The 13,228-nt window shown below is 69.5% G+C and carries 15 protein-coding genes and 1 tRNA gene; 12 read left to right on the forward strand and 4 right to left on the reverse strand.

What is annotated here, in order from left to right; genetic code table 11:
• The gene (locus PHZ_RS00900; RefSeq protein ID WP_012520729.1) at positions 1-978 is read right to left on the reverse strand and encodes a complex I NDUFA9 subunit family protein; all 978 of its coding nucleotides are present in this window, start codon (positions 976-978) and stop codon (positions 1-3) included.
• A gap of 155 nt (positions 979-1,133) precedes the next feature.
• Here PHZ_RS00900 and PHZ_RS00905 point away from each other — a divergent pair.
• Positions 1,134-1,220 (forward strand) — tRNA-Leu (locus tag PHZ_RS00905).
• A gap of 64 nt (positions 1,221-1,284) precedes the next feature.
• Here the strand turns inward: PHZ_RS00905 and PHZ_RS00910 are convergent.
• Complete coding sequence (locus PHZ_RS00910) at positions 1,285-2,556, reverse strand: cytochrome P450 (RefSeq protein ID WP_012520730.1); 1,272 nt, start codon at positions 2,554-2,556, stop codon at positions 1,285-1,287.
• Positions 2,557-2,651: 95 nt separating this feature from the next.
• Here PHZ_RS00910 and PHZ_RS00915 point away from each other — a divergent pair, with 95 nt between their 5' ends.
• From PHZ_RS00915 to lptB, 6 genes are all read left to right on the forward strand, one after another.
• A complete protein-coding gene (locus PHZ_RS00915) occupies positions 2,652-3,320 on the forward strand; it encodes a TetR/AcrR family transcriptional regulator (RefSeq protein ID WP_012520731.1) in 669 nt (222 codons plus the stop codon).
• Between the two features lies 1 nt (position 3,321).
• A complete protein-coding gene (locus PHZ_RS00920) occupies positions 3,322-3,516 on the forward strand; it encodes a rubredoxin (protein ID WP_012520732.1) in 195 nt (64 codons plus the stop codon).
• 261 nt (positions 3,517-3,777) lie between these two features.
• Positions 3,778-4,395: a ribonuclease D gene (locus PHZ_RS00925; protein WP_012520733.1), complete on the forward strand. Its 618-nt coding sequence runs from the start codon at positions 3,778-3,780 to the stop codon at positions 4,393-4,395.
• 9 nt (positions 4,396-4,404) lie between these two features.
• Positions 4,405-5,049 (forward strand): LPS export ABC transporter periplasmic protein LptC, encoded by a 645-nt coding sequence (lptC, locus tag PHZ_RS00930; RefSeq protein ID WP_012520734.1) that lies wholly within the window; start codon positions 4,405-4,407, stop codon positions 5,047-5,049.
• A 13-nt stretch (positions 5,050-5,062) separates the two neighbouring features.
• Complete coding sequence (locus tag PHZ_RS00935; RefSeq protein ID WP_012520735.1) at positions 5,063-5,590, forward strand: LptA/OstA family protein; 528 nt, start codon at positions 5,063-5,065, stop codon at positions 5,588-5,590.
• Positions 5,587-6,354 carry an LPS export ABC transporter ATP-binding protein gene (gene lptB / locus PHZ_RS00940; RefSeq protein WP_049758089.1) on the forward strand — a complete coding sequence of 256 codons (768 nt, stop codon included), beginning with the start codon at positions 5,587-5,589 and terminating at the stop codon, positions 6,352-6,354. The genes PHZ_RS00935 and lptB overlap by 4 nt, the downstream gene beginning before the upstream one ends.
• Positions 6,355-6,515: 161 nt before the next feature.
• Here lptB and PHZ_RS00945 read toward each other — a convergent pair whose 3' ends face one another.
• Positions 6,516-6,956, reverse strand: coding sequence for a terminase small subunit-like protein (locus tag PHZ_RS00945; protein ID WP_148216755.1), 441 nt, complete (start codon positions 6,954-6,956; stop codon positions 6,516-6,518).
• A gap of 272 nt (positions 6,957-7,228) precedes the next feature.
• Here PHZ_RS00945 and PHZ_RS00950 point away from each other — a divergent pair, with 272 nt between their 5' ends.
• Complete coding sequence (locus PHZ_RS00950; protein ID WP_012520737.1) at positions 7,229-8,707, forward strand: GmrSD restriction endonuclease domain-containing protein; 1,479 nt, start codon at positions 7,229-7,231, stop codon at positions 8,705-8,707.
• Positions 8,708-8,802: 95 nt separating this feature from the next.
• On the opposite strand, the gene PHZ_RS00955 is transcribed toward PHZ_RS00950, so the two are convergent.
• On the reverse strand, positions 8,803-9,510 hold the full coding sequence (locus PHZ_RS00955) for a helix-turn-helix transcriptional regulator (protein ID WP_012520738.1): 708 nt from the start codon (positions 9,508-9,510) through the stop codon (positions 8,803-8,805).
• 112 nt (positions 9,511-9,622) lie between these two features.
• Between PHZ_RS00955 and PHZ_RS21395 the strand changes: the two genes are divergently transcribed.
• From PHZ_RS21395 to hpf, 4 genes are all read left to right on the forward strand, one after another.
• Positions 9,623-10,216, forward strand: coding sequence for a glutathione S-transferase family protein (locus PHZ_RS21395; protein ID WP_012520739.1), 594 nt, complete (start codon positions 9,623-9,625; stop codon positions 10,214-10,216).
• A gap of 106 nt (positions 10,217-10,322) precedes the next feature.
• Positions 10,323-11,822: an RNA polymerase factor sigma-54 gene (gene rpoN, locus PHZ_RS00965; RefSeq protein ID WP_012520740.1), complete on the forward strand. Its 1,500-nt coding sequence runs from the start codon at positions 10,323-10,325 to the stop codon at positions 11,820-11,822.
• Positions 11,823-11,879: 57 nt separating this feature from the next.
• Positions 11,880-12,500, forward strand: a complete 621-nt coding sequence (locus PHZ_RS00970) for an exopolysaccharide biosynthesis protein (RefSeq protein WP_012520741.1) — start codon at positions 11,880-11,882, stop codon at positions 12,498-12,500.
• Positions 12,501-12,532: 32 nt separating this feature from the next.
• Positions 12,533-13,165: a ribosome hibernation-promoting factor, HPF/YfiA family gene (hpf, locus tag PHZ_RS00975; protein WP_041372930.1), complete on the forward strand. Its 633-nt coding sequence runs from the start codon at positions 12,533-12,535 to the stop codon at positions 13,163-13,165.
• Positions 13,166-13,228: the final 63 nt, after the last annotated feature.

A 13,228-nucleotide genomic window follows, 5' to 3' on the forward strand; every position in this document is an offset into this window, starting at 1 on the left:
TCAGGCGTGGCCGCCGGCCACGGCGCGCGCTTCCTGGTCGGCGTACTGGCCGCCCCGGCGGTAGCGATAGAGGTAGGTCGGCAGCACCGCCTCGAGCGTCGTCGGCGTGATCCCGAGCTCGGGCAGGCCCGGCAGCGAGCCGCTGACCACGTTGTCGCTCCGCAGCAGCGTCACCTGGTCGGAGGTGACCGGCGGCGGCAGCACCATGGCCATCACGTCGCCCAGCGCGCCCAGCATCCCCGCCACGCCGAACGGCACGGGCAGCAGCAGGCGGCGCTGGCCCGTCTCGGCCAGCATGAGCTGCATCAGCTCGCGGAAGGTGAAGACCGCCTGACCGCCCAGCTCGTAGGTCTGGCCGGCCGCCGCGCTGTCGGTGACCATGCGGGCGATCGCCTTGCCGACGTCGCCGACGAACACCGGCTGGAACCGCGTCGTCCCGCCGCCGATCAGCGGCAGCACCGGGCTGACCTGGGCCATCGAGGCGAACTTGTTGAAGAAGCCGTCCTCGGGCCCGAACACGATCGAGGGGCGCACGACCACGGCGTCGGGGCGGACCTGCCGCACGGCGGCCTCGCCTTCGGCCTTCGTGCGGGCGTACTTCGAGGCGCTGTCCGCGGCGGCGCCCAGGGCGGACATCTGCACCACCCGGGTCACGCCCTCGGCGGCCGCCACCTCGGCGACGGTCCGCGCGCCGTCGACGTGGACGGCCTGGAAGCCCTGGCGGCCCGCCTCGTAGAGCACGCCCACCAGGTTCACCGAAGCCGTCGCGCCCTCCAGCGCCCGGGCCACGGAATCGCGGTCGCGGATGTTGGCCTGGACGACGTCGATCTGGCCGACGTCGCCGTGCAGGCGCATGGCGTAGCCCAGGCTCGGGTTGCGCACCGCCACGCGGATCCGCCAACCGGCCTTGGCGAGCTGGCGCACCACCTGGGTTCCGACGAAGCCTGATCCGCCGAAGACGGTGACGAGGTTCTGCATCTGGGCCGGCCGCCTCAAGAAAATGGGTCCGCGGGAGCCTGCCGATTAGACGATGCGGCCCCGCGCCGCAATGCGACTTCAAACCTTCTGCCGCGCCGCCGTTGACCGGGGGCGGCGGGCGCCATATGTAGCCGCCTCCCGATCCTACGGACGGGGCCCAGGTGGCGGAATTGGTAGACGCGCTGGCTTCAGGTGCCAGTGGCTTAACGGCCGTGGAGGTTCGAGTCCTCTCCTGGGCACCACCGTCGGGTGGAGCCGCTCTCCGGAAATGCGGCGCTCTCCGGAAATGTGGCAGGGACCCCCGCCTCAGTTCATCTTGAAACGGACCGGCACCGACTTCGGGCCGCAGACGAAGCTGGCTTCCATGCGCCGGGGCTGACCGTCCAGTTCGACGGATTCCAGGCGCGGCAGCAGCTCTTCCCAGAGGATCCGCATCTCCATCCGCGCCAGGTGCTGGCCGAGGCAGACGTGGGCGCCGTAGCCGAAGGCGACGTGCTTGTTGGGCGAGCGGGTCACGTCGAAGGCGTAGGGGTTGTCGAACACCGCCTCGTCCCGGTTGCCGGACGGATAGCTCAGGAACAGCCAGTCGCCCTTGGCGATCTTCTTCCCGGCGAGCTCGGCGTCGTCGGTGGCGGTGCGCATGAAGTGCTTCACCGGCGTCTCCCAGCGGATCGATTCCTCGATCAGCCCCTTCACCAGCGACAGGTCGTCCTTCACCGCCCGGAACTGGGCCGGGTTCTCGGCGAGGGCCCAGAGCGCGCTGGCGGTGGTGGAGGAGGTGGTGTCGTGCCCGGCGGTGGCGACGATGATGTAGTAGCTCATCGCCTCCAGGTGCCCGAGCGGCTTACCCTCGATCATGCCGTTGGCGATGATGCTGGCGACGTCCTGGCGCGGCTTGGCCCGCCGGTCCTCGGTCATCTCGTTGAAGTAGGCGATGAAGTCCGCGATCGTCCCCTGCAGGGCGAGCAGGGCCTGGTCCACGTCCTGCAGCTGGCCGGCCGACCGGTTGAGCTCGGGGTCGGCGTTGCCGAACAGCTCCTGGGTCAGCTTCAGCATCCTGGGCTCGTCGATTTCGGGGACGCCCAGCACCTCCATGATGACGTGCAGCGGATAGAGGAAGGCCACGTCCTTGGCGAAGTCGCAGCGCCCGCCGTGGGCGGCCATGCGGTCGACGAAGCCGCGGGCGATCACCCGGATCCGCTCCTCGAGGGCGCGCAGGTTCTGCGGCTGGAACCAGCCCTGGGTCAGGCGCCGGTAGTTGCCGTGGTCGGGGTTGTCCATCTGCACCAGCGAGCGGACGAGGTGCGGCGAGCCGCCCATCAGCGCCCGCACCTTCTTGTCGGCCTCGATGGTGGTGACCACGGTCGAGCGGTCGCCGTTGTGGAACAGCTCGTTCTGCAGCTCGACGGCGCGGATGTCGTCCTGGCGGGTGACCACCCAGAAGGGGTCGAAGCCCTCGGGTTGGGCCTGCTCCAGCGGGGCCTCGCGCCGCAGGTAGCCGAACGCCTCCTCGATCGGCGTCCAGGCCGCATAGGCCTTGGGGTCCACGATGGTGTTGGCGACGTCCTGCGGGATCATGGGCGCTGTTCCTCCGGGTCCCGCTGTGTCCGCGGGCTTGCCCTACGGCATAGGCGCAACTTGCTATACGTTCAACAAATAAGTACCAGGGTTACATGAGCGAGACCCTGCAGGTTCCGGGCCTTCCACCCGGCCTCACGCCAGCGCGGCGGACCCAGGCCGAGCGGAGCGACGAGTCCGGGCGGCGCCTGCTGGACGCGACGGCGAAGGTGGTGGCCGAGGGCGGGGTCTCGGCGGCGACGTTCGAGGCCATCGGGCGCAGCGCCGGCTACAGCCGGGGCCTGGCGACCCAGAAGTTCGGCTCGAAGGACGGGCTGATCGAGGCGCTGATCGCCGACCTGCAGGAACGCCAGGCGCAGATGCTGGTCCTGCACCACATCGACGACCGGCCGGGCCTGGAGGCGGTGCTCGCCTACGTGGACCTCTACCTTAGCCACCTGCGCGAGGAGCAGGCGACCCGGGCCTATTTCATGCTGCTGGCCGGGGCGGTGGCCGACGCCTCGCCCCTGCGGGCGGCGTTCGCCCGCACCCACGAGGCGGTGAAGGCGAGGCTCGCCGAGCTGGTCATGCGCGGCCAGGCCGAGGGCGGGATCCGGCGCGAGATCGACCCGCAGTCGGCGGCGCTGATGGTCGGCGGCCTGCTGCTGGGCCTGTCGGTGCAGTGGCTGGTCGACCCGGACATCGACCTGGACGCGATCCGCCGCACCAGCCTCGACACCCTTCGCCTGGCCTTCGCGCCCGGCCCCGCGACGGAGCACGCCTGACGTGAGCGCCGAGCCCAACAAGACCGAGCCCTACAAGACCTGGCAGTGCCGGACCTGCGGCTATCTCTACAGCGAAGCCGACGGCGATCCGGGCGAGGGCCTGGCGCCCGGCACCCGCTGGAGCGACCTGCCCGACGACTGGCGCTGCCCCCTCTGCGGCACGCCCAAGAGCGACTTCGACATGGTCGAGGTCTGAAGCCCCAAGCCGGGGCCCAAAGCGGGGGCCGCCAGCCGGCGCTAGCCCCCTTCCGCCGGATCATCTAAACACGGCCCTGGCGCCGCAGCTTGTCCGGGCGCCTGGCGTCGCGTCGCGGCCGGGTTGAACCTGCGGGGCGGAGATCCTAGATCGCCGCTCTTCCTGTCGTCCCGGCCGGCGCGGAAACGCCATGGAATTCAACGCCCATCGCGCGACACTCGGAAAGCGCGGGGCGGGCCGATGTCGGAGTCTCAAGGCGACGTGACCACTTTCGTTCATGAGGGGGACCTGCCCGCCGACGTGCTGGCCAGCGCCTCGTCCGTCGCCATCGATTCCGAGACCATGGGCCTGCGCCTGGGCCGCGACCCCTTGTGCGTCGTGCAGCTCTCGGACGGCGGCGGCGACGCCCACCTCGTGAAGCTGGACCGGACCACCTACGACGCGCCGAACCTGAAGCGGCTGCTGACCGATCCGGCGGTGACCAAGATCTTCCACTTCGGCCGCTTCGACATCGCCATGTTCTGGCTGCACCTGGGCGTGCTGACGGCCCCGGTCTACTGCACCAAGATCGCCTCGAAGATCGCCCGCACCTACACCGACCGGCACGGCCTGAAGGACATCTCCAAGGAGCTGCTGGGCGTCGACATGTCCAAGGCCCAGCAGAGCTCGGACTGGGGCGCGGGCAAGCTCTCGGACGAACAGGTCGCCTACGCCGCCTCGGACGTGCTGCACCTGCACGCCCTGAAGGACCGGCTGCAGCAGATGCTGGTCCGCGAGGGCCGCGACAGCCTGGCCCAGGCCTGCTTCGACTTCCTGCCGCACCGCGCCGTCCTCGACGTCGCCGGGTGGGAGGACGTCGACATCTTCGCCCATTCCTAGAGGCCGGCCATGACCGCGTCCCACGCCTCGATCGACGCCACGCCTCCCCGGCGCGCCGACTTCGAGCGCTGGCGGCGGCGCTCGAAGCTGATCCGGCTGCTGCGCGTGCTGCTGCCGGCGCTGATCGCGCTGATCTTCCTGGGCCTGGCGGGCAGCGTGGTGTGGTCCACCTTCAGCTCCCAGCCCCAGCGCGCCGCCTCGGGCGACGAGCCGATCCGGCTGATCAACCCGCGCTTCGTCGGCCGCGACGACAAGGGCCGCGCCTTCGTGCTGACCGCCGATTCCGCGATCCGCGACCGCAACGACTACCAGCGGGTGCTGCTGAAGGCCCCGGCCCTGGTGCTGGACGAGGGCGGCCCCGACGAGATGCGCCTGGCGGGCGCCGAGGGGGTGTTCCACGAGGCCACCGGCAAGCTCTCGCTGAGCGGCGGGGTCAAGCTGGCCGACGCCAAGAGCGCCTTCGACACCGCCGCCTCGATGTTCGACACCAAGACCGGCGAGCTGGTCGGTTCAGGCCCCATTCAGGGCGCCGGTGATCTTGGAGAGATCACCGCGGAGTCGTATGGCGTTTACGGCAAAGGCGACCGCATGGTCTTCAAGGGCGGGGTCCGGGCCCGGCTGCAGCCGAACCAGGAACAACCGAAGCAAGAATAGAAGCTGGGCAGTCATGAAGTCTCTCGTCATCCCGATGGCTCTCGCCGCGGCCCTCCTGGGCGCCGCGCCGGCGGCCGCCCAACTGGGGCGCAGCTCCGACGGACCCATCGACGTGACCGCCGACGAGCTCGAGGTCCAGCAGAGCGAATGCGTCTCGATCTGGCGCGGCAACGCCGAGGCGCTGCAGGGCGACACCCGCCTGCGGGCCAGCGTCATGCGGATGTACATGGCCAAGTCGTCGTCGCGGCCCGGCTCCGGCTCCAGCTGCGGCGAGCTGCTGCGCCTGGAGGCCGAGGGCGGCGTCTACTATGTGACTCCCCAGCAGCGGGTGCGCGGAGACCGGGGCGTGTATGACGCCGTCAAGGAGACCGTGGTGCTGACCGGCGACGTGGTCGCGGTCCAGGGCCAGAACGTGCTGCGCGGCTCGCGCATGGTGTTCAACACCCGCACCGGCGAGGGCAAGATGGAAGGCCAGGCCACCGGCCGCAACGCCACCGCCCGCCCGCGCGGCGTGTTCTATCCCAGCAAGAAGGGCGAATGAGCGCCGTGAAGCCGGAACGGATCGACCCGCGATCGGGCGTGCCCGCCGACGGCCTGGTGGTCGACAACATCGGCAAGTCGTTCCGCGGCCGGCCGGTGGTGAAGGGCGTCTCGCTGCGCCTGGCGCGCGGCGAGGTGGCGGGCCTGCTGGGCCCCAACGGCGCCGGCAAGACCACCTGCTTCTACATGATCACCGGCCTGATCCCGGCCGACTACGGCGCCATCTACCTCGACGGCGAGAACATCACCGCCCAGCCGATGTACCAGCGCGCCCGCATGGGCGTGGGCTACCTGCCGCAGGAGACCTCGATCTTCCGCGGCATGACGGTGTGGGAGAACGTGATGGCGGTGGTCGAGCTGCGCCAGCGCGACCAGAAGCAGGCCCGCGCCACGGTCACCGAGCTGCTGGAAGAGCTGCACATCGAGCACCTGCGCAACGCCCCGGCGGTGTCGCTGTCGGGCGGCGAGCGGCGGCGGGTGGAGATCGCCCGGGCCCTGGCGTCCGAGCCGTCGTTCATGCTGCTGGACGAGCCGTTCGCCGGCATCGACCCGCTGGCCATCGCCGACATCCGCGAGGTGATCGGCTATCTGAAGACCCGCGGCATCGGCATCCTGATCACCGACCACAACGTCCGCGAGACGCTGGACATCATCGACCGCGCCTCGATCATCCACGCGGGCGAGGTGCTGTTCGAGGGCGGCCCCGACGAGATCGTGGACGACCCGGAAGTCCGCCGCGTCTACCTGGGCGACCGGTTCGCCTGACGGCGGCTCCCTTCTCCCCTTGCGGGAGAAGGTGTCGGCCGAAGGCTGACGGATGAGGGGTTGAAGGCGGGTTCAGCTTCCGTGCCGCGGCGGGACGGGCGGTGCGACCCCTCATCCGACCTGCTGCGCAGGCTGCGTTCTCCCGCAAGGGGAGAAGGGTTCTAGTTATCCTCCCCCCAGGCGAGCCACTGGCGCTCGGCGGCCATGTGCCGGCCGACGTCGTGGCCCAGCGCCAGCAGCCGCGCGGCCTTGGCCCGGTGTTTCGCCCAGCCCTGGACGGTGCTGCGGCCCGGCATGCGCGGGTCGCGGCAGATCGTCCGCAGCGGCTCGCCCGCGCAGAGCCGCATGTAGATCGCCTCCATCAGCGCCTCGCCGTAGAGCGACGGGCGGCCCGGCCGGTCTAGCCCGCCATAGGCGCGCGCCGCCGCCACGTCGTGGGCGAAGTCCGGCCGCTCCTTCAGCCAGCGCATGACCGTGGGCCGCGTCGGCATGTCGGCCCCCCGGCAGATCGCCCGCAGCCCCCGCCCCGAGGCGAGCCCGGCGATGATCCGGTACGCCACCGGCTCGGCGAACGGGACGTAGGGCTTGGGGGGCCTGGCCATCCGGCGGATGTAGGGTGGGAACATATGGGGAACAAGGGGCGGGGGTTCGCGGTCGGTGGGTCCGGCACCGCTCAAGCGGCGCGGCGGCGACGCCGAGAGCCATTGGGATTTGTTGCGGCAGACGGGAAGTCGATGCTGGGGAGATCTGTCGATCTGCAATCTTAACCCGCGCCGTTGAGCGGATGGATTGCGTTGCTGTAAGTCTCGCCCGATACGCGTCGTGGCCGCCGCGGACGAACCGCGGTCGCGTAGTGGGGGACTAAGCAGTGGAAATGCGCTCTGACAAACGGGAGCTCGACAAGATTTTCAAGCGCCGTGATCGCTACGAGATCCCGGACTGGCAGCGTGACGAGGTCTGGGATGTTCCGCGCAAGCAGAAGCTGATCGACTCCATCCTGAGAGGTTGGCGACTTCCGAAATTCTACTTCGTCGTCACGGGGCCACAGACGTATGAGGTCGTGGATGGTCAGCAGAGACTTTCGACCATATTTGAGTTTCTTTCTGGAGAACTGACCCTCTCTGAGCAAACGGCCGAGGAATTTGGAGGTGCGACCTACGCCGAGCTGCCCGCCGACATCTCCGATCAAGTAGATGACTTCGAAATCGACTTTGACGAGATCAGCGACGCCTCAGATGACGAGCTGATGGATTTCTTCCAACGGCTGCAGAGTGGCCTGCAGCTGAACTCGAGCGAGAAACTTAACGCGGTTCCAGGCAAGCTGAAGGATTTCTGCAAGAAGTCAGCGAAACACAAGTTCTTCAAGGACTGCGTTGCATTCAGCGACCGCCGATACGCACACTTTGACGTTATGGCAAAGGTAGCTACCCTCGAAGTGGAGGGTCCGGGAACGGGCCTGAGATATCAGGACGTGAAGCAGGTGTTCGAAAGCAACGCCGGCTTTTCCGAGCAGTCACAGGTGGCGAAACGGATCAAAGCTGCGCTTGACCTGCTCGCTGGGGCGGTGCCCGTCGGCTCGAAGACCTTCCGTAGTCGGTCGATCACACAATCGTTCATTACCATGGTCTGCCACCTGCAGAAGACCACAAGCCTGAAAGGAAAAGAGCAGACAATCGGGGCCTTCGCCGAGCACTTCGTGAAGTCGCTCGCCGCCGAGGTGGAGAAGGGCCAAGACGCGACTGACGTCGACCTCATCGCCTTCCAGAAGAGCGTCAACGCCAATGTGAAGGCTGGCCCGATCGTCCGGCAGCAGGTACTGCTCCGGAAGCTCTTCCAGTTCGCCCCGGACTTCCTCGACGCCGTGGATCCACAGGCGCTCGCCGGTGCGAACTTCAGCGGCGAGATCGCCAGTGTTGCGAAGGCGATCCGCGCCGATATCCAGGCAATCAATGAAGCCTACGCCGGGACCCATGGCTCAGATCTGTTCAAGGCTACCAGCAAGACCGCTGAGGCCCAGGCGGTCATCGGGGAACCCGCAACCAACTACGACGCCTACAAAACCCTAGTGGACAATATGTATTTCCTCTTTTGGGAGGGACCAGGGCCGAAGATCGACAGGCCGGCGTCATTCAAGGACGTCAACGCTCTCCGGACAGAGCTCCAGCACGACACTGACCACGGGAATGCCAAAGACGTAGCGAAGAAGAAAATGAAGAACGCCAGCGTCTTCCAGAAGTACGCCGGTACCGCCTCGCCGCTCGTGGCCGCGCCTGCCCGCTTCCAAGTCCTGCAGTTGAATCTGCTGAGAGAGATCCGCAACGACCTACAGGCGATGCTTGCCGAACTTGCGTGAGCGCTGGAGGTAGCGCTGGCGACCCCCGCGCCGCGCCTGATCGCGGCTTTCCCACCCCGATCGCTGCGCGATCTGGCCCTCCCCAGACGGGGGCCTCACCCCGCCTCCTTCATGTTCTGCCAGTGCTCCTCGCGCAGGCGGCGCCAGCGGGCGCGGAGGGCGGCGGGGCGTTCGGGGTAGCGCTCGTCGGTGAACTCGGCGGCCGAGACGCGGTCGGTGCGGAAGCTGCGGAAGGCCTGGCGCAGCTCGCACCAGGTGACCAGGAGGCGGCTCGTCTCGTAGTAGCCGATGGCGAAGGGCCAGACGGTGCGGCGGGTCTCGCGCTCCTGCTCGTCGCGGTAGGTGAGGGCGATCTTGCGGCCCGCGCGGATGGCGCGGCGGACCTCGGCCATGTCGAGGTTGTCGGGCTTGGCGTGCCAGTTGGGCAGGGCGCGGGTGGCCGGCTCGAGCGCCAGCGGCCGCAGGGTCTCGGGGATGACGGCGGCGATCTTGGCGATCAGGTCCTCGGCGGCGCGCTTCAGGGCCGGATCGCCCCGGGCGGCGACCATCTGGGCGCCCAGCACCGCGGCCTCCACCTCGTCGGGCGTCAGCATCAGCGGCGGCAGGTCGAAGCCGTCCTCCAGGATGTAGCCGACGCCGGCCTCGCCGCGGATCGGCGCCCGCTGGCCGATCAGGTCGGCGATGTCGCGGTAGACGGTGCGCTTGGAGGTCTCCAGCTCCTGGGCGATGGCGTCGGCGGTCACCGGCCGGCGGGTGCGGCGAAGGATCTGGATGATCTGGAACAGCCGGTCCGCGCGGCGCATCGGGGCCTCCCGCCAAGCTGCTGACAGAATGCTGGCAGCAAGGCCGCCGTAGCGTCGGTCTGTCAAGTGAGGTCGGCGAGCGAGGCCGGCGAGCGAAGGACGGAGCGCGGCGATGATCACCCTGCATGGACGCGGCCCCGGCGCGGGCCTGCCGGAAGCGAGCCTCAGGGCCATGACCTCCGAGGTGCTGCTGAAGATCGCCGGCGTGGGCTACCGCAAGGCGGCGGGGGCTGTGGCCGACGCGCCGGTGCTGGAGGTCTGCGGGCGCGGCTTCGCCAGCCAGGCGATCGGCGGCGACGCCCTGGTGCGTGCGTTCCTGGAGCAGGTGCACGGCGTCGACTTCGAGGAGGGGCTGGCCGCGCGCGAGCGGGCCGGCGCCTGGATGGTGGAGCGCATGGCCGAGGACCACCTGCGGCCGGTGGCCGAGGGCGCCGAGGTGGAGCGCGAGACCTTGGTGCTGGCTGTCCGCTCGCTGGCGGCGCTGGCCGAGCTCTTGGGCGAGAACCCCTACCTGTTCGGCCGCCGGCCCTGCGCGGCCGACGCGGCGGTCTTCCCGGTGCTGGCCAGGCTGATGTCGCCGGCCGGCCACCCGCAGCTTAAGCGCCGGGCCGAGGCGCACGGCGGGCTCGTCGCCTACGTGGACCGGCTGATGGCCCGGTTCTATCCGGAGTTCCCCTGGCTGCTGGAGGCGGCCCAGGCTGCGTAGCGAGGGCCCGGGCGGGGCCGCGTCAGCGCGGCGGTTAACCAATCGGTCGCAAACACAGGCCTAGCCTCCCCTCAGCAAGAAACAGGCCAGAGGGGGCTTGAGGACCTTGGCGCTCGCCGCGCGACTGGAGCTTCGACAGGGGCAGGGGCTGGTCATCACCCCCCAGCTGCAGCAGGCGATCAAGCTGCTGCAGATGTCCAACCTCGAGCTCGAGGCCTTCGTCGAGGCCGAGCTGGAGCGCAACCCGCTGCTGCAGCGGGACGAGCGCGACCACGAGCCCGAGGAGGCGCCGGCCGAGGCCCCTGTCGCCGAGGCCGCCGCCGACCGCATCGATGATTCCACCGCCCGCGCCGACCTGGACGCCGCCCACGACGCGGCCTCGCCGGGCGAGCTGGCCACCGGCGACGCCCCCGCCCAGGCGGCGGGGGAGGCCGGCGGCGCCGTCGACTGGTCCCGCGCCGGCAAGGGCGGCGGCTTCGAGGGCGACGCCGACGGGCTGGACGGGCTGCTGGCCCACGAGAAGAGCCTGGCCGAGCACCTGCACGACCAGGTGGCGGTGGCCGGGCTTTCGCCCGCCGAGGCGGCGGTGGCCCAGGTGCTGATCGATTCGGTGGACGAGGGCGGCTACCTGCGGGCCGACCTGGAGGAGATCGCCGAACGCCTGGGCTGCGGCCTGCCGCTGGTGGAGCAGGTGCTGGGCGTGCTGCACGGCTTCGAGCCGGTGGGCGTCGGCGCGCGCGACGTGCGCGAGTGCCTGGCGCTGCAGCTGAAGGACCGCAACCGCTACGACCCGGCGATGGCGGCGCTGCTCGACAACCTGCCGCTGCTGGCCAGGCGCGACCTCGCCGCCCTGAAGCGGGTCTGCGGCGTGGACGACGAGGACCTGAAGGAGATGATCGCCGAGCTGCGGGGCCTGACCCCCCGGCCCGGCGCGGCCTTCGGCGGCGAGCCGGCCCAGCCGGTGGCGCCGGACGTGTTCGTGCGCGAGGGGCCGGGCGGCCTGTGGCACGTGGAGCTGAACTCCGAGACCCTGCCGCGGCTGCTGGTGGACCAGCGCTACCACGCCCACGTCAGCGGCAAGGCGCGCTCGGACCAGGAGAAGACCTTCGTCGCCGACTGCCTGGCCCAGGCCAACTGGCTGATGAAGAGCCTGGACCAGCGGGCCAAGACGATCCTGAAGGTCTCGTCCGAGATCGTCCGCCAGCAGGACGCCTTCCTGGCCTTCGGCGTCGAGCACCTGCGGCCCCTGAACCTGAAGACCATCGCCGAGGCGATCGGCATGCACGAGAGCACCGTCAGCCGGGTGACCTCGAACAAGTACATGGCCACGCCGCGCGGCGTGTTCGAGATGAAGTTCTTCTTCACCGCGGCCATCGCGTCGGCCGACGGCGGCGAGGCGCACTCGGCCGAGAGCGTGCGCCACAGGATCCGCCAGCTGATCGACGCCGAGGCGCGCGAGGAGGACGTCCACTCGGACGACCGCATCGTCGAGATCCTCAAGCAGGCCGGCGTCGACATCGCCCGCCGCACCGTCGCCAAGTACCGCGAGGCCATGCGCATCCCCTCGTCGGTGGAGCGCCGGCGCATGCTGAAGGAAGCCGTCTAGCGCTTCCTGCGTTGAGCCCCTTGGCGCGGCCGTTTGGGAGCGCCAGATGAGGGGGCGATGCTGCTATCCGATCCGCACCAGCCTCTGTCCGAGGTCCTGCAGGAGATCGCCGAGACGCCCTCGGAGCGGATCTCGCTGAACGAGCTGTCGGCCAGGTTCGGCGGCCGGGCGCTGGGCGCCCTGCTGCTGGTGTTCGGGATCCTGTGCCTGCTGCCGCTGCCGCCGGGCGCGACGACCATCTTCGGCCTGCCGCTGCTGCTGCTCGCCCCGCAGCTGCTGGTGGGCCTGCGCGCGCCCTGGCTGCCGCAGACGCTGCGCCACCGGGCGGTGGAGATGGACCAGGTGCGGCCGAACCTGCCGCGGGTGATCCGCTGGCTGCGGCGCATCGAATCGGTGTCGCGCCCGCGGCTGACGTTCCTGTTCGGCCCGGTCGGCCAGCGGCTGATCGGCCTCGTCTGCACGGTTCTGGCGGTGGTGCTGATCCTGCCCATCCCGCTGGGCAACCTGCTGCCGGCGGCCTCGGTCAGCGTGCTGGCCCTGGCGCTCATCCAGCGGGACGGAATCCTGGCCCTGATCGGCTACGGCGCGGCGCTCGCCAGCGCCTCGGTTCTGGTGCTCGCCGCCAGCATCGTGATCAAGGCTTTCCAGGGCCTGATGGCCCTGCTTTCGGCTGCTTGACACCTTCTGAGCGGAGGCGCGTTGATCGTCACATGGAAGTCCAAGTCACCGGCAAACACGTCGATGTCGGCGAGGCTCTGCGTTCGCGAGTCGCCGACGAACTCTCAGCCAGCATCGAGAAGTACTTCGACCGCGGCGGCGGCGCCGACGTCGTGGTCAGCCGCGAGGGCAACGCCTTCAAGGTGGACTGCGCGGTCACCCTGGCCTCGGGCCAGCAGCTGACCACCCACGGCGTGGGCGGCGACGCCCACATGGCCTTCGACGTGGCCCTGCAGAAGATGGACAAGCGCATCCGGCGGTATAAGCGCCGGCTGAAGGACCACTCGCCGCAGGCCGCCGCCAAGCAGGCCGAGAGCGCCGCCTACTTCGTCATCCGCCCGATCGACCTGGAGGAGGACGAGGAGGAGGATTCGGGCGAGCCCCAGGGCTTCCCCGAGCCCATGATCATCGCCGAGACCGAGAAGCCGGTGCGGACGATGACCGTTTCGATGGCGGTCATGGAGCTCGATCTGACCGAAGCTCAAACAATTGTGTTCCGAAACGCTGCGCACGGCGGGATCTCGGTGGTATATCGCCGCCCCGACGGAAACATCGGCTGGATCGATCCCGAGCGGACGAAGGGCCGCAACGGGATGGACGGGGAGGGAACCGGTCCGGCCCACTAGCGCTAACGAACGATCGTCACACGCCCCCGCTAGAGGCGCGGCCGACGGTCAGTAGTGAGTTCA

The organism is Phenylobacterium zucineum HLK1, assembly GCF_000017265.1.
Lineage (GTDB): Bacteria > Pseudomonadota > Alphaproteobacteria > Caulobacterales > Caulobacteraceae > Phenylobacterium > Phenylobacterium zucineum.

Bases quoted from the DNA above. Each gene is read 5' to 3' on its own strand.
- PHZ_RS00900 (WP_012520729.1), bottom strand. From the start codon at position 978: ATGCAGAACCTCGTCACCGTCTTCGGCGGATCAGGCTTCGTCGGAACC.
- PHZ_RS00910 (WP_012520730.1), bottom strand. From the start codon at position 2,556: ATGATCCCGCAGGACGTCGCCAACACCATCGTGGACCCCAAGGCCTAT.
- PHZ_RS00915 (WP_012520731.1), top strand. From the start codon at position 2,652: ATGAGCGAGACCCTGCAGGTTCCGGGCCTTCCACCCGGCCTCACGCCA.
- lptC (WP_012520734.1), top strand. From the start codon at position 4,405: ATGACCGCGTCCCACGCCTCGATCGACGCCACGCCTCCCCGGCGCGCC.
- PHZ_RS00935 (WP_012520735.1), top strand. From the start codon at position 5,063: ATGAAGTCTCTCGTCATCCCGATGGCTCTCGCCGCGGCCCTCCTGGGC.
- lptB (WP_049758089.1), top strand. From the start codon at position 5,587: ATGAGCGCCGTGAAGCCGGAACGGATCGACCCGCGATCGGGCGTGCCC.
- PHZ_RS00945 (WP_148216755.1), bottom strand. From the start codon at position 6,956: ATGGCCAGGCCCCCCAAGCCCTACGTCCCGTTCGCCGAGCCGGTGGCG.
- PHZ_RS00950 (WP_012520737.1), top strand. From the start codon at position 7,229: ATGCGCTCTGACAAACGGGAGCTCGACAAGATTTTCAAGCGCCGTGAT.
- PHZ_RS00955 (WP_012520738.1), bottom strand. From the start codon at position 9,510: ATGCGCCGCGCGGACCGGCTGTTCCAGATCATCCAGATCCTTCGCCGC.
- PHZ_RS21395 (WP_012520739.1), top strand. From the start codon at position 9,623: ATGATCACCCTGCATGGACGCGGCCCCGGCGCGGGCCTGCCGGAAGCG.
- PHZ_RS00970 (WP_012520741.1), top strand. From the start codon at position 11,880: ATGCTGCTATCCGATCCGCACCAGCCTCTGTCCGAGGTCCTGCAGGAG.
- hpf (WP_041372930.1), top strand. From the start codon at position 12,533: ATGGAAGTCCAAGTCACCGGCAAACACGTCGATGTCGGCGAGGCTCTG.